Here is a 13,047-nt window from a genome sequence, read left to right as displayed (position 1 = left end):
CGGGAACCGGCTTCTTCCGGATGCGCTTCGCTCAGACTCCGGCGTACGAGTGCTTGCCGGTGACGAAGATGTTCACGCCGTAGTAGTTGAACAGCCAGCAGCCGAAGGCGATCAGGGCCAGGTAGGCGGCCTTGCGGCCCTTCCAGCCCGCCGTGGCGCGGGCGTGCAGGTAACCGGCGTAGGCGACCCACGTGATGAAGGACCAGACCTCCTTGGGGTCCCAGCCCCAGTAGCGGCCCCACGCGTCGCCCGCCCAGATCGCGCCCGCGATGATCGTGAACGTCCAGAGCGGGAAGATCGCGGCGTTCAGGCGGTACGAGAACTTGTCGAGGGAGGCCGCCGAGGGGAGGCGCTCCAGGACGGAGGTGGCGAACTTGCCGGGCTGTCCGCCGCCCGCCAGCTTCGTCTCGTAGCTGTCGCGGAAGAGGTAGAGCATCGTCGCGACGAACCCGACGTAGAAGACCGCGCCGCAGAAGATCGCGGTGGAGACGTGGATCCACAGCCAGTACGAGTGGAGGGCCGGGACCAGCTGGTCGCTGTCGGTGTACAGGACGGTGACGGCGAGGCCGAGGTCGAGCAGGACCGTCGTGACCAGCGGGAGGCCCAGCCAGGCGATGGGCTTCTTCAGCGCGAGCAGCACCAGGTACACGCCGACGGCGACGGTGGAGAAGGTGATGCTGAACTCGTACATGTTGCCCCACGGCGCGCGCTGCACCGACAGGGCGCGGGTGAGGACGCCGCCGAACTCCAGGAGGAAGGCGAGCACCGTGAGGGAGACCGCGATGCGGCCGTAGAGGTCGCCCTTCTCGTCCCCGGCGGAGGCGCCGGGACCGTCCGGCACGTCACGCGTACCGGCCACGGACCGGGTGACGACCTTCGGCCGCTCCAGGGTGGCGGTGCCGCCCTTGGCCTGGGCGGTGACGGCGGGCGCGGCAGCTGCGGTCTTGCTCGGGGTGAGCGCCGCGGCGGTGCGGGCGACCTTGCTGCGGCTGCCGAAGAGCCACTCCGCCATGTGCGCGAAGAACGCCAGCAGATAGACGGCCATCGCGGAGTAGATCAGCACGTTGCTGATGTGCGCGAGGTTCTCGTTGGGCTCGGCGGCCAGGGTGGTGGCGAGATTCACTTCTCAGCCCCTTCGGCAGGTACGACATCGGGGTCGGAGTCGGAAGAGGCTTCCGGCTTGGGGTCGGACTCGGGCGCGGTCGGCGCCTGATCGTGCAGGTGCGCGGCGAGCTGGGCGAGCTCCTCGGGAACCTTGGCGGACTCGCTGCGGCCGAGGCCCGCCATCTCGACGACGGTGACGCCGTCGGCGCCCTTGACCGCCCGCACCCACACGCGGCGGCGCTGGATGAACAGCGAACCGGCGAGACCGGCGACGGCGGCGATCGCGCCGCCCAGCGCCCATCCGGTGCCGGGCTGCTGCGAGATCTGGAAGGTCGCCCACTCCTTGAGATTCTTCTCGAAGGTGATCGACCCGGCGCCGTCGGGGAGCTTCATGGTCTCGCCGGGGCGCAGCCGCTGCTTGAACAGCTGCCCGTCGGCGTCCTTGAACTTCTTCATCTTGCGGGTGTCCAGCTGGTACACGTTCTGCGGGACACCGGCGTCGACGCCCAGGCTGCCGTGGTACGCGGACAGCGCGAGCACCGGGTACTCCGCGGCGGGGAACTGCGAGAACATCTGGCCCTTGCCGACGCCCGCGAAGGTCGGCACGAAGAAGGCGTTGAAGCCGAGCTGGTCGGGCTTGCCGTTCTTGTCGCGGTAGTTGTCCATGACCTTGATGGCGCCGGTCGCGGTGCCGTTCTGGTCGATGGGAAGCACCGGCACGGACGCCTGGTAGACGATCTTGCCCTTGCCGTCGCGGACGGTGACGGCGGGGGCGAAGCCGTGCCCGATGAGGTAGACCTTCGAGCCGTCGATCTCCAGCGGCTTGTTGACCTCGATGGACTTCTTCTTCTCGGGGCCGTCGGCGCCCTCGCTGTAGGTGACGTCCGCCCGGTAGGTGCGGGCCGTGCCGCGGTTGGGGCCCGACTTCTCGTACGTACCGACGAACTCGTCGAGCCTGAAGCTGAACGGCGCCAGGTTCGAGGAGTCGAAGAGGCTGCCGGACTTGAAGTCGTCGTACTGGCTGAGGGTGTTGGCGAAACCGTCACCCTCCATGATCAGCTTGCCGCCCTCGGACTTGAAGAGCTGTCCGGCGGCGAACGCGACCAGCATCACGATCAGCGCGATGTGGAACATGAGGTTGCCGGCCTCACGCAGATAGCCCTTCTCCGCGGCGACCGAGGCACCCGCGCCGGAGCCCGCGGTGTGCGCGCGGAAGCGGCGCTGTCTGAGCATCGTGAGCGCGGCCTCGTGCACCTGCTCGGGCTCGGCCTCGGTGCGCCACGTCGTGTACGCGGGCAGTCGCGTCAGCTTCTTCGGCGCGCCCGGCGGGCGACCGCGGAGCTGGCCGACGAACTGCCAGGTGCGCGGCACGATGCAGCCGATGAGGGAGACGAACAGGAGGATGTAGATCGCGGAGAACCACACCGAGCTGTAGACGTCGAAGAGCTGCAGCTTGTCGTAGATCGGGGCGAGCGTGGTGTGCCGCTCCGTGAAGTCCTGGACCTTGAGCTCGTCGACGTTGTTCTGCGGGATCAGCGAGCCCGGGATCGCGCCGAGGGAGAGCAGCAGGAGCAGGATGAGCGCGACCCGCATCGAGGTCAGCTGCCGCCAGAACCAGCGCAGCCAGCCGATGACGCCGAGCCGCGGCAGGTTGGGTGCCGGGTCCTCGCGGTCCCGGTCCCGGGGGGCGGTGGACATGCTGGCACCGGCGGCACCGAATTCACCCTGCTCGTCAGGGGTTCCGGTCTTGCCCGCGGGCGCTTCCGTCTTGCTCATGGATCAGATCCCCACCGTGTAGCTGCTGGTCCAGACCTGCATGTCCTGGACGATGCTGTCCCACGCACCGGTGACGAGGAGCAGGCCGGTCGCGATCATCATGATGCCGCCGACGCGCATCACCCATGCGTAGTGCCGCTTCACCCAGCCGAACGCGCCGAGCGTCTTGCGGAAGGCGACGGCCGCGAGGATGAACGGAATGCCGAGCCCCAGGGAGTACGCGACACCGAGGATCGCGCCGCGCTCCGCGTTGGCGCTGTCGGCGGAGAGCGCCATGACCGAGGCGAGGGTCGGGCCGATGCACGGCGTCCACCCGACGGCGAAGAGCGCGCCCACGACCGGCGCGCCGGCCAGCCCGACGGCGGGCCGCTTGTGGAAGCGGAACTCGCGCTGCGTGAGCCAGGGCATGAGTCCCATGAAGAAGAGCCCGAGCGCGATCATCACCACGCCGAGCGTCGTGTTGATGACGCTCTGGTGCTCCTTGAGCGTGCGGCCGAGGGCGCCGAAGAAGACGGTGGCGGAGACGAAGACGACGGTGAACCCGGCCACGAAGAGACCGGCTCCCGCGGCCATCCGGCCGCGCCGCGCCTCGCCGAGGTCCTGGCCGCCGACCCCGGTGACGTACGACAGATAGCCGGGCACGAGCGGCAGGACGCAGGGCGAGAAGAAGGAGACGAGTCCGCCCAGCAGGGCGACGGGGATCGCGAGGAGCAGGGCCCCGCTCATGACGGTCTGGTTCGTACCGGTGACGGCCGCGAGCGCCGACATCACTTCTCCGCGAGCACGGGGTCGATCATCTTCCGCAGCTTCTCCTCGCTCAGCGGCTGCTGCGCACGGGCCGCGATCTTCCCGTCCCGGTCGACGACGAGCGTGGAGGGGATGGCGTTCGGGTTGAGCGAACCCTGGGGGAAGCGCAGCATCAGCTTCCCCGTCGGGTCGTACAGGCTCGGGTAGGGAACCTTGTGCTGCTTCTCGAACGAGATCGCCGGGCTGCGCTCGGGATCACGCGTGTTGATCCCGACGAATTCGACGCCCTTGGACTTGGTCTCCTTGGCGAGCTTCACGAAGTTCGGCGCCTCGGCCCGGCACGGAGCGCACCAGGAACCCCAGACGTTGATGACGACGATCTTGCCCTTGTAGGCCTCGGTGATGTCCAGCTTCTTGCCGTCGAGGGTCTCGCCGTCGAGCGACGGGTTCGGCTTGCGGTCGCCCTTCTCGACGGTGGCGATGCCATCGGACCCGGCGACGAAGTTGGTGTTTCCGGAACCGCCCGACACGCCGCCTGAGCTGCAAGCGGTGAGAGCCAGCGCCGCGACCGCGGCGCCTGCGGTGAGCAGGACGGCACGGCTGCGACGGTGACTGCTGCTATCGACGCGGTGTGGGGCACGGCAGGCAACACTCATGTGAAAAGTTTCGCATGTCCATTTCGGGGATCTTCCGCACCCCCTCCACCGAACGAATCGCCCACTTCAGGCGCCCCGAGAGGCCTAGCGGAGGCTCTTCCAGCCCCCTGCGGGCTGCTGGCCGACCTCCAGGCCCTGGAGCTTGGCGAGGATCTTCGGGTCCTGCACGTCGAGCCAGTCGACGAACTGGCGGAACGAGACGAGCCGCACGTCCTTCTTGCCCGCGATGTGCTTCAGCGCCTCCTCCACGGCATCCATGTAGATGCCGCCGTTCCACTCCTCGAAGTGGTTGCCGATGAAGAACGGCGCACGGTTGGACTCGTAGGCCCGCTTGAAGCCGGCTATGTACGCCTCCGTGGCCTGCTTGCGCCAGCCCGGGTAGTTGTACGAGGGGGCCTTCGTGGAGTTCTTCGACTGGTTGGCGAGGATGTTGTAGTCCATCGACAGGACCTCGAAGGAGTGCCCGGGGAAGGGCACGGCCTGCAGCGGCAGGTCCCAGACGCCCATCTTCTTCTGGGGCCAGCGCTGGCGGCCGCCGGGCGAGGACGCGTCGTAGCGCCAGCCGAGCTTCTTCGCCGTCGGCAGCAGGTTGTCCTGGCCGAGCAGACACGGGGTGCGGCCGCCGACGAGTTCCTTGTCGTAGTCGAAGGGCAGCGAAGGCAGGTCGGTCCAACCCGTGTTCGTACGCCACTTCTTCACAAAGGACTTGGCCTGGTCGATCTCGTCCTGCCACTGTGCGGGAGTCCAGTTGGCGACCGAACCCGTACCCGCGCAGAAGTGCCCGTTGAAGTGCGTGCCGATTTCATGGCCGTCGAGCCATGCCTCACGCACGTACTTCAGAGTGTCCTTGATGTGACCGTCGGTGAGATAACCGATGTCGGAAGCGCCGACCCCGTTGTTCGGCGGACGGTACATCCGCTTCTTCGATTCCGGGAGCAGATAAAGCCCCGAGAGGAAGAACGTCATGTGCGCTTCGTGCTCCTTGGCGAGCTTCAAAAAGCGCGGGAACAGTCCGTTCCCCACTTCGCCCGCACCGTCCCAGGAGAAGATCACGAACTGCGGCGGCGTCTCGCCCGGCTGCAGCGGCACGGGCTTGCCCGGCTGGTGGGGCTGCTTGCCGGTGTACGAGGTCGAGCCGTCACCGATCGGCTTGGCGGGCTGCTTGTTCGCGCCGCCCTGCTCGTCCCCGGCCTTTCCCGCGGGCCCCGACGAATCGCCGCCGCCCCCGGAGCCGCATGCCGCGAGCCCGAAAGCGGCGGCCGTCCCGGCTCCGAGTCCGAGCATTCCCCTGCGGCTGATGTCGCGCATTCCATCCCCAATCGTCGCGCCCTTGGGTCCGGCCCTGCTCTATCTGCCATGCAAGACGGACGACCAGTTAGAGGGCGCGACGATCACCGGGGTTCCGGTAAGTCGCAGTTATTTGTCTTGTTTTACCGGAAGAGGACATACAGTCGCTGCGCGATTACGCGACGTCGATAATCAGGGATGTTCAGGGAGGCCTCAAGCGATGCCCTAAAGGGAAAAGCAGGTGCCCTCAGGCGCCGAATGCCTTGCCCTTGCCCTTCACCGGCTTGGCACCGGCGAGGAGATGCGCGGGCACCAGATCCCGTGCCGGCTCCGTGTATCCCACCGAAACGATCCTGTCGCCGCGGTAGGTGAACGTCGTCAGCGACGCGAGCGTGCACTGCCGCTTGCGCGGGTCGTGCCACAGGCGTCGCTTCTCCACGAAGCTGCGCACGATCCAGATCGGCAGCTGGTGGCTGACGCACACCGCCTCGTGCCCGCGGGCCGCGTCCTTCGCCGCGTCCAGGGCGCCCATCATCCGCACGACCTGCTCGACGTACGGCTCGCCCCAGGAGGGCTTGAAGGGATTGACGAGGTGCTTCCAGTTGTCGGGGTTCTTCAGCGCGCCGTCCCCGACACCGAAGGTCTTGCCCTCGAACACGTTGGCCGCCTCGATGAGCCGCGCGTCCGTGGCGAGGTCCAGGCCGTGCGCCTTCGCGATCGGCGTGGCGGTCTCCTGGGCGCGGTCCAGCGGCGATGCCACGACGTGCGTGACATCGCGCTGCGAGAGGTGCTCGGCGACCCGGTCCGCCATCTGGCGGCCCAGCTCGGACAGGTGGTAGTCGGGAAGCCGCCCGTACAGGATCCCGTCCGGGTTGTGCACCTCGCCGTGGCGCATCACATGGACGACGGTCAGCTCGTCGCCCGCCGGAGTGCCGGTCATGCGGAGACCTCCGTGGCTTCCGCGGCCGCGCGCGCGGCACCCGGCAGGGCGGCGGCGATCCGCTCGATCGCCCGCTCGTCGTGGGCGGTGGACACGAACCAGGACTCGAAGGCCGACGGCGGCAGGTACACACCCTGCGACAGCATCGAGTGGAAGAACGCGGTGAAGCGGAACGACTCCTGCGCCTTCGCGCCCTCGTAGTCACGGACCTCGCGGTCGGTGAAGAAGACGGAGAACATGTTCGACGCGTTCTGCAGCCGGTGGGCGACGCCCTCCTTGCCCAGCGCCTCCGTCACGAGCGAGCGCAGCTCCGCGGAGACCGCGTCCACCTTCTCGTACGCCGCGTCGTCCAGGAGCCGCAGCTGCGCGAGGCCCGCGGCCGTCGCGACCGGATTGCCGGACAGCGTGCCCGCCTGGTAGACGGGGCCCGCCGGGGCGAGGTGCGCCATGACGTCCGCGCGGCCGCCGAAGGCCGCGGCGGGGAAGCCACCGCCCATGACCTTCCCGAAGGTCATCAGGTCGGGCGTCACGCCGTCCACACCGAACCAGCCGGCCTTCGACGTACGGAAGCCGGTCATCACCTCGTCCGAGATGTACAGCGCGCCGTTCTTGGCGCAGGCGGACTTCAGGCCCTCGTTGAACCCCGGGCGCGGCGGCACCACGCCCATGTTGCCCGGCGACGCCTCGGTGATCACACAGGCGATCTCACCGGGGTACTTGTGGAAGGCCTCGTGCACGGCCTCGATGTCGTTGTACGGCACGACGATCGTGTCGCCCGCCTGGGCACCGGTGACACCCGGCGTGTCCGGCAGGCCGAACGTCGCCACGCCCGAACCGGCGGCGGCGAGCAGCGCGTCGACGTGCCCGTGGTAGCACCCCGCGAACTTGATCACCTTGGCGCGGCCGGTGAAGCCGCGCGCGAGCCGGATGGCGGACATGGTCGCCTCGGTGCCGCTGGAGACGAGCCGCACCTGCTCGACGGGCTCGACGCGGGCCACGATCTCCTCGGCGAGGGCGACCTCGCCCTCGCCGGGCGTGCCGAAGGAGGTGCCGCGCGCGACGGCCTCCTGCACGGCGGCGGTCACCTCGGGGTGGCTGTGCCCGAGGATCATCGGACCCCACGAGCACACGAGGTCGACGTACTCACGGCCGTCGGCATCAGTCAGGTACGGACCGGCACCGGACACCATGAAACGGGGCGTACCACCCACAGCGCGGAACGCGCGCACGGGAGAGTTCACACCGCCGGGCGTCACGGCCGCCGCACGGTCGAAAAGAGTCTGCGAAACTGGGGCGCTATACGGGAAGCTCACACGAGCCATGGTGTCAGAGGGCGCGGACATCCTGCGGACAGGTGTTTCACTCCACGTTTTAGCGGGTGAGCGTGGGGGAGGTCACTGACACGATGATCGGGTTGCGTGGCGGGGGCCGCGAGGCCTAGAAAAGACAGGGCCGTGCCGCCCTGGCAAAGCAGTCGGGTGGAGATATGCATCGCGGTGGCGGACTGGGCGAGGGGACCGACGGCCTGGGCCCCCGGCGTGCCCGGCGGGGCAAGCACCGACGCGAAGCGGAAGCGGAACCGGCGCAGGCGTCCGACCAGACGCCCGGCGCTTCCGGCGAGTCCAGGCGGGACCGGGTGAGCAGCAGGAGTGGCGGGGTGGGGGTGACGTACAAGTACTTCGGCGCCCCGGACGGCGCGACCGCCGCCCGCGTGCCGATCTCGATGCGGCCCGAGGAGCTCGGCGGGGACGAGCTCGGCATGGGCGGCATGTTCACGAAGATCAAGCCGGAGACGATGGCCGCGATGGTCCTGACCGGCATCGAGGGCATACCCCTGCACAAGGTCCCCCCGCTCGAACTGGTCGTCCTCCACCCCGACTACGCCGTGGTGAAGCTCCCCATGACCGTCGTCGACCCGCTGCGCGGCATCGGCGAGGAGTCGGTGGGCGCCGCGGCGTTCATATGGTCCACGGTCCCGGACCGCGGCGGCCCGCGCGACGCCTTCAACGTGTACCAACTCCTGCACGAATGGCAGGATTTCAGCCACCGCCTGCACGACGCGGGCCACCAGGCGTACTGCCTGGTGTGGCCCTGACCGTTCCGGCTACGACTGCCGCAGCGCGGCGAGTTGCTGCTCGAACGGGACGACCTCGAAGCCGTCGGCCGGGTCCACCGAGGTGATCGCACCGGTCAGCGAGCGGGGCGCGATCGCCGCGGCCGTGTCGGTGTCGGGTGCCGCGCCCCGTGACGGCGCCGCCTCGCTCCCGGGCGCCATGAAGCGCGCCAGCTCCGCCCCCGCACGGGTGATCCGCGCCGCGAGGCCCTCCTCGCCCCACTCCTCCGACGCCGCGTACACGGCGGTCGGCAGGACCAGCGCACGCAGATGGCTGAAGAGCGGGCGCAGGGCATGCTCGGTGACCAGCGAGTGGCGCGCCGTGCCGCCGGTCGCGCCGATCAGCACCGGCTTCCCGGTCAACGCGTCCTTGTCGAGCACGTCGAAGAACGACTTGAACAGTCCGCTGTACGACCCCGAGAACACCGGCGTGACGGCGATCAGCCCCTGGGCGCCGGCCACCGTGTCGAGCGCGGCGGCCAGCCGGGCGGTCGGGAACCCGGTGACGAGGTGCTGGGCGATCTCCGTCGCCAGGTCCCGCAACTCGACCACTTCGACCTGGGTGTCGATGGCGGCGTGGCGAGTCGTGGCGGCCGTGAGCCGGTCGGCGAGCAGCCGGGTGGACGAGGGCACGCTCAGCCCTGCGGACACGACGACGAGCTTCATGCGGTGACCTCTTCCTGTGCGGTGGCCTGCTGGGCCGCGGCGGTCCTGGAGGCGTGCGTGGGGGCGTCCGGGACATCGGCCGGACGGTTCTTGGCGAACTCCTCGCGCAGCACGGGGACGACCTCCTCGCCGAGGATGTCGAGCTGCTCCAGGACGGTCTTCAGGGGCAGTCCGGCGTGGTCCATCAGGAACAGCTGCCGCTGGTAGTCGCCCACGGTGTCGCGGAACGACAGGGTCCGCTCGATGACCTGCTGCGGGGAGCCGACGGTGAGCGGGGTCTGCGCGGTGAACTCCTCCAGCGAGGGACCGTGTCCGTAGACGGGCGCGTTGTCGAAGTAGGGACGGAACTCGCGCACCGCGTCCTGCGAGTTCTTCCGCATGAACACCTGGCCGCCGAGCCCGACGATCGCCTGCTCGGGCGTGCCGTGTCCGTAGTGCGCGTACCGCGAGCGGTACAGCTCGACCATCTTCGCCGTGTGCTCGGCGGGCCAGAAGATGTTGTTGTGGAAGAAGCCGTCTCCGTAGTACGCGGCCTGCTCGGCGATCTCCGGGGACCTGATGGAGCCGTGCCAGACGAAGGGCGCGACGCCGTCGAGCGGCCGGGGCGTCGAGGTGAAGGACTGCAGCGGCGTACGGAACTTGCCCTCCCAGGTGACGACGTCCTCGTCCCAGAGGCGGCGCAGGAGGGCGTAGTTCTCGATGGCGAGGTTGATGCCCTGGCGGATGTCCTTGCCGAACCACGGGTAGACGGGCCCGGTGTTGCCACGCCCCATCATCACGTCCACGCGGCCGTCCGCGAGGTGCTGGAGCATCGCGAAGTCCTCGGCGATCTTCACCGGGTCGTTGGTGGTGATGAGCGTGGTCGAGGTGGAGAGGACGAGGCGCTCGGTACGGGCGGCGATGTAGCCGAGCATCGTGGTCGGGGACGACGGCACGAAGGGCGGGTTGTGGTGCTCGCCGGTCGCGAAGACGTCGAGGCCGACCTCCTCGGCCTTGAGCGCGATGGCGACCATGGCCTTGATCCGCTCGGCCTCGGACGGCGTGCGGCCGTTGGTCGGGTCGGTGGTCACGTCGCCGACGCTGAAGATCCCGAACTGCATGGCTTGCTCACTCTCCGCGGGTCCGCGTGTTTGTTGACGGTTCAACTATACCCACGGAACGAGGAGCCCGGACCGGCTATTCCCGAGACGCCCGCACCCGGCCGGGCGTCCAGTACGGATCGCGCCCCGTCGACGCAAGCAGCCGCTCGAAGGCGGAGGTGCGGGCCTCGTCCACCGGGACGGCCTCTCCGAAGACGCCCATCTTCCGGGCCATGGGCGCCATGCCCTCGACGGCGCCGGTGAGCCGCACCACGACGGGGTCGCCGTCCCCGTCCCCCTGTGCGTACTCCTGCCCGGTGGCCCGAGCCAGGTCCCACGCGTGCACGGTCAGGTCGAGCAGCACCATGCAGCCGACGGTTCCGGCGGGCATGTCCATCGCCCCGGTGGTGCCCTCGTCCGCGCCGGGCTCGCCCCAGGCCCCGACGAGCTTGTCCGCCTCCTCCAGAAGGCGCTCCCGCCAGTCGTCGCCGTGTTCCGCCAGGTGGTCGGGCGTCCCGGAGAAGTCCGCGTCGCGCTTGGCCGCCAGCTCCTGGAACTGGACGACGACATGGAAGAGGTGGTTGACCAGGGCGCGCACGTCGTAGTCGGCGCACGGGGTGGGCGCGCCGAGACAGTCGTCGGGAAGGCCGCGCACGACAGGCGCGGCGCGCTCGACGGCCAGGGCGAGCAGCTCGCTGATCCGGAGATCGGAGGGGGCGGTGGGAGTGCGTGAAGTGTCCATGCGCCGACGGTACGAAGGGCGAGGGACCCGCGGCTTGAAGAAACGCGACACTCCGGGCGGACGGGCCGCACGGGCTCTACCATCCCTCCATGCCAGACGCCCCCGCAGCCGGTGACGGCCCCCGCCGCGACACCCGGGGGATCGTGGACGCGTCCGGACTCCTCTCCAGGGTCCGCTTCCGCCGCCACGCCGCCGCCGCACCGCTCCACCCCTACGTGGAGCACTACTGGCTGATCGACTGGGACCTGCCCGAGCCCTACGCCACGCACGTCGTCCCGCACCCGTCGGTGAACATCGTCTTCCAGCGGTACGCGACCGAAGCCCTTGAGACCGCCTTCGGCGAGGTCGCCGGCGTCGGCCTGAGCCTCTTCACACAGAAGCTGGAAGGGCGCGGGCGGGTGTGCGGGGTGCAGTTCCGCCCCGGCGGGTTCCGCCCGTTCGCGCCGGACCGCCCGCTGTCGGACCTGACGGGCCACAGGCTCCCCCTGGACGACGTGTTCCCGCACACGGTCAAGCAGGCCGCCGAAGCCGTGACAGCGGTCCTCTCCCCCGCCGACGAGCACGCGCGCGTGGCGGCACTCGACGCCTTTCTGCTGAACCTCGCCCCCACGCGGGACCCGCAGGCCGACCTGGCGGCGACCCTCGTCGACCGCATCCGAGGCGACCGCTCGATCCGGCGCGTGGACGCTTTCGCGCGCGAGGAGGGCATGTCGGTGCGGGCGCTGCAACGGCTGTTCTCCGCGTACGTCGGCGTCGGACCGAAATGGATCATCCTGCGGTACCGCATCCACGAGGCCCTGGAACGGGCCGAGTCGGAGCGGGACGTGGACTGGGCGGACCTGGCGGCCACGCTCGGGTACGCCGACCAGGCCCACCTCGTACGGGACTTCACGACGACGGTGGGCGTCCCGCCGACGGCGTACGCACCGCACTGAGCCCCGGGGGCGGGCCGTTGTCAGACCCCCCGCCTACCGTGAGGACATGAAGCGATCACCGGCACGAGACCTGCGACTCGAACCCTGGTCCGAGGACGACGGCCTGGCGCTCCTCCACCGTCTCAACACCCCGGAGATGACGGCCCACTTGGGCGGCCCCGAGCCCGAGGAGAAGGTCGCGGACCGCCACCGCCGCTACCTCGCGCTCGGCGACGGCAAGGGTCAGATGTTCCGCATCGCGGTGGACGGGCACACCGCGGGCTCGATCGGGTACTGGGAGACGACCTGGCAGGGCGAGCAGGTCTGGGAGACCGGCTGGGGCGTCCTGCCCGAGTTCCAGGGCATGGGCGTCGCGGCGGACGCGGCGCGGCTCGTCATCGAGCAGGCCAGAGGGGCGGGCCGCCACGCCCACCTGCACGCGTTCCCTGCGACGGACCACGGCGCGTCGAACGCGGTGTGCCGCAAGGCAGGCTTCACGCTGCGCGGCGAGTCGACGGTCGAGTACCCGAAGGGGAACTGGCACGCGTGCAACGACTGGCGCGTCACGCTGAGCACGGACACGGACCGCTGACACCGGCACGTGGCCCCACACCCTCGTCCCGCGCGTCGGACACCGCTCGTACGACCGCACGTACGCGCGTACGCTCTGCCACCCTGTCGACCATGCTCATCGCACGCTCCGCCGCACTCTTCGTCCTGGCCGCACTCTTCGAGATCGGCGGCGCCTGGCTCGTCTGGCAGGGCGTGCGGGAGCACAAGGGCTGGGCGTGGATCGGCGCGGGCGTGCTCGCGCTCGGCGTCTACGGCTTCGTGGCCACGCTGCAGCCCGACGCCGAGTTCGGCCGCATCCTCGCCGCGTACGGCGGAATCTTCGTCGCGGGCTCGATCGCCTGGGGCATGGCCGCGGACGGCTACCGGCCCGACCGGTGGGACGTCGCGGGGGCGCTGATCTGCCTCGCGGGCATGGCCGTGATCATGTACGCGCCGCGGGGCCGCTGAATC

General features: G+C 69.7%; 14 protein-coding genes. 4 read left to right on the top strand and 10 right to left on the bottom strand.

Going from position 1 to position 13,047, the window contains the following annotated elements; translation table 11 throughout:
- Positions 1 to 31: 31 nt before the first annotated feature.
- The 7 genes from ccsB to hemL all read right to left on the bottom strand — a co-directional run bounded on the left by ccsB (position 32) and on the right by hemL (position 7,832).
- The gene (ccsB, locus tag DEJ47_RS21645; protein ID WP_150170780.1) at positions 32 to 1,123 is read right to left on the bottom strand and encodes a c-type cytochrome biogenesis protein CcsB; all 1,092 of its coding nucleotides are present in this window, start codon (positions 1,121 to 1,123) and stop codon (positions 32 to 34) included.
- Positions 1,120 to 2,880 carry a cytochrome c biogenesis protein ResB gene (locus DEJ47_RS21640; protein WP_150170778.1) on the bottom strand — a complete coding sequence of 587 codons (1,761 nt, stop codon included), beginning with the start codon at positions 2,878 to 2,880 and terminating at the stop codon, positions 1,120 to 1,122. The genes ccsB and DEJ47_RS21640 overlap by 4 nt, the downstream gene beginning before the upstream one ends.
- A 3-nt stretch (positions 2,881 to 2,883) precedes the next feature.
- The gene (locus DEJ47_RS21635; protein ID WP_150170776.1) at positions 2,884 to 3,648 is read right to left on the bottom strand and encodes a cytochrome c biogenesis CcdA family protein; all 765 of its coding nucleotides are present in this window, start codon (positions 3,646 to 3,648) and stop codon (positions 2,884 to 2,886) included.
- A complete protein-coding gene (locus DEJ47_RS21630) occupies positions 3,648 to 4,283 on the bottom strand; it encodes a TlpA family protein disulfide reductase (RefSeq protein ID WP_150170774.1) in 636 nt (211 codons plus the stop codon). The genes DEJ47_RS21635 and DEJ47_RS21630 overlap by 1 nt, the downstream gene beginning before the upstream one ends.
- A gap of 84 nt (positions 4,284 to 4,367) precedes the next feature.
- Positions 4,368 to 5,591 (bottom strand): hypothetical protein, encoded by a 1,224-nt coding sequence (locus DEJ47_RS21625; protein ID WP_150170772.1) that lies wholly within the window; start codon positions 5,589 to 5,591, stop codon positions 4,368 to 4,370.
- A gap of 226 nt (positions 5,592 to 5,817) precedes the next feature.
- Positions 5,818 to 6,510, bottom strand: a complete 693-nt coding sequence (locus DEJ47_RS21620; protein ID WP_150170770.1) for a histidine phosphatase family protein — start codon at positions 6,508 to 6,510, stop codon at positions 5,818 to 5,820.
- Positions 6,507 to 7,832, bottom strand: coding sequence for a glutamate-1-semialdehyde 2,1-aminomutase (gene hemL, locus DEJ47_RS21615; protein WP_150170768.1), 1,326 nt, complete (start codon positions 7,830 to 7,832; stop codon positions 6,507 to 6,509). Before hemL ends, DEJ47_RS21620 begins: the two co-directional genes overlap by 4 nt.
- A 335-nt stretch (positions 7,833 to 8,167) precedes the next feature.
- Here hemL and DEJ47_RS21610 point away from each other — a divergent pair, with 335 nt between their 5' ends.
- Complete coding sequence (locus tag DEJ47_RS21610) at positions 8,168 to 8,605, top strand: hypothetical protein (RefSeq protein ID WP_016640275.1); 438 nt, start codon at positions 8,168 to 8,170, stop codon at positions 8,603 to 8,605.
- 9 nt (positions 8,606 to 8,614) lie between these two features.
- On the opposite strand, the gene DEJ47_RS21605 is transcribed toward DEJ47_RS21610, so the two are convergent.
- From DEJ47_RS21605 to DEJ47_RS21595, 3 genes are all read right to left on the bottom strand, one after another.
- Positions 8,615 to 9,289 carry an FMN reductase gene (locus DEJ47_RS21605; RefSeq protein ID WP_150170766.1) on the bottom strand — a complete coding sequence of 225 codons (675 nt, stop codon included), beginning with the start codon at positions 9,287 to 9,289 and terminating at the stop codon, positions 8,615 to 8,617.
- Positions 9,286 to 10,389: an LLM class flavin-dependent oxidoreductase gene (locus DEJ47_RS21600; protein ID WP_150170763.1), complete on the bottom strand. Its 1,104-nt coding sequence runs from the start codon at positions 10,387 to 10,389 to the stop codon at positions 9,286 to 9,288. The genes DEJ47_RS21605 and DEJ47_RS21600 overlap by 4 nt, the downstream gene beginning before the upstream one ends.
- A gap of 76 nt (positions 10,390 to 10,465) precedes the next feature.
- Entirely contained in the window at positions 10,466 to 11,110 is a 645-nt protein-coding gene (locus tag DEJ47_RS21595; RefSeq protein ID WP_150170761.1) for a TIGR03086 family metal-binding protein, read from the bottom strand.
- 89 nt (positions 11,111 to 11,199) lie between these two features.
- On the opposite strand from DEJ47_RS21595, the gene DEJ47_RS21590 reads away from it, so the two are divergent.
- The 3 genes from DEJ47_RS21590 to DEJ47_RS21580 all read left to right on the top strand — a co-directional run bounded on the left by DEJ47_RS21590 (position 11,200) and on the right by DEJ47_RS21580 (position 13,044).
- On the top strand, positions 11,200 to 12,045 hold the full coding sequence (locus DEJ47_RS21590; protein ID WP_150170759.1) for a helix-turn-helix domain-containing protein: 846 nt from the start codon (positions 11,200 to 11,202) through the stop codon (positions 12,043 to 12,045).
- A 46-nt stretch (positions 12,046 to 12,091) separates the two neighbouring features.
- The gene (locus DEJ47_RS21585; protein ID WP_150170757.1) at positions 12,092 to 12,616 is read left to right on the top strand and encodes a GNAT family N-acetyltransferase; all 525 of its coding nucleotides are present in this window, start codon (positions 12,092 to 12,094) and stop codon (positions 12,614 to 12,616) included.
- Positions 12,617 to 12,708: 92 nt separating this feature from the next.
- Positions 12,709 to 13,044: a YnfA family protein gene (locus DEJ47_RS21580; protein ID WP_150170755.1), complete on the top strand. Its 336-nt coding sequence runs from the start codon at positions 12,709 to 12,711 to the stop codon at positions 13,042 to 13,044.
- The last annotated feature ends 3 nt before the right edge of the window (positions 13,045 to 13,047 follow it).

It is taken from the genome of Streptomyces venezuelae, from assembly GCF_008642355.1.
GTDB classification, from domain to species: Bacteria; Actinomycetota; Actinomycetes; order Streptomycetales; family Streptomycetaceae; genus Streptomyces; species Streptomyces venezuelae_B.
Note: the sequence above shows the minus strand (reverse complement) of the source record. Positions and strands in the feature narration are given on the sequence as shown.

Excerpts from the sequence above, each read along its gene's own strand:
- DEJ47_RS21580 (WP_150170755.1), top strand. The coding sequence starts at position 12,709 with ATGCTCATCGCACGCTCCGCCGCACTCTTCGTCCTGGCCGCACTCTTC.
- DEJ47_RS21590 (WP_150170759.1), top strand. The coding sequence starts at position 11,200 with ATGCCAGACGCCCCCGCAGCCGGTGACGGCCCCCGCCGCGACACCCGG.
- hemL (WP_150170768.1), bottom strand. The coding sequence starts at position 7,832 with ATGGCTCGTGTGAGCTTCCCGTATAGCGCCCCAGTTTCGCAGACTCTT.
- DEJ47_RS21630 (WP_150170774.1), bottom strand. The coding sequence starts at position 4,283 with ATGAGTGTTGCCTGCCGTGCCCCACACCGCGTCGATAGCAGCAGTCAC.
- DEJ47_RS21585 (WP_150170757.1), top strand. The coding sequence starts at position 12,092 with ATGAAGCGATCACCGGCACGAGACCTGCGACTCGAACCCTGGTCCGAG.
- DEJ47_RS21595 (WP_150170761.1), bottom strand. The coding sequence starts at position 11,110 with ATGGACACTTCACGCACTCCCACCGCCCCCTCCGATCTCCGGATCAGC.
- DEJ47_RS21640 (WP_150170778.1), bottom strand. The coding sequence starts at position 2,880 with ATGAGCAAGACGGAAGCGCCCGCGGGCAAGACCGGAACCCCTGACGAG.
- DEJ47_RS21605 (WP_150170766.1), bottom strand. The coding sequence starts at position 9,289 with ATGAAGCTCGTCGTCGTGTCCGCAGGGCTGAGCGTGCCCTCGTCCACC.
- DEJ47_RS21625 (WP_150170772.1), bottom strand. The coding sequence starts at position 5,591 with ATGCGCGACATCAGCCGCAGGGGAATGCTCGGACTCGGAGCCGGGACG.
- DEJ47_RS21600 (WP_150170763.1), bottom strand. The coding sequence starts at position 10,389 with ATGCAGTTCGGGATCTTCAGCGTCGGCGACGTGACCACCGACCCGACC.
- DEJ47_RS21635 (WP_150170776.1), bottom strand. The coding sequence starts at position 3,648 with ATGTCGGCGCTCGCGGCCGTCACCGGTACGAACCAGACCGTCATGAGC.
- DEJ47_RS21620 (WP_150170770.1), bottom strand. The coding sequence starts at position 6,510 with ATGACCGGCACTCCGGCGGGCGACGAGCTGACCGTCGTCCATGTGATG.